This window comes from Pseudescherichia sp. AS216, assembly GCF_037152055.1.
In the GTDB taxonomy this organism is placed as follows: Bacteria; Pseudomonadota; Gammaproteobacteria; order Enterobacterales; family Enterobacteriaceae; genus Pseudescherichia.
Map to the genome: position 1 here is coordinate 1 of NZ_JBBCMV010000058.1, position 212 is coordinate 212.

1 rRNA gene is annotated in these 212 nt (G+C 54.2%); it reads left to right on the forward strand.

The window, feature by feature from the left end:
• Positions 1-212 (forward strand): 16S ribosomal RNA (locus WFN61_RS21040); the annotation flags it as partial.

Consider the following 212-nt stretch of genomic DNA (forward strand, 5'->3'; position numbering starts at 1 on the left):
TGAGACAGGTGCTGCATGGCTGTCGTCAGCTCGTGTTGTGAAATGTTGGGTTAAGTCCCGCAACGAGCGCAACCCTTATCCTTTGTTGCCAGCGGTCCGGCCGGGAACTCAAAGGAGACTGCCAGTGATAAACTGGAGGAAGGTGGGGATGACGTCAAGTCATCATGGCCCTTACGAGTAGGGCTACACACGTGCTACAATGGCGCATACAA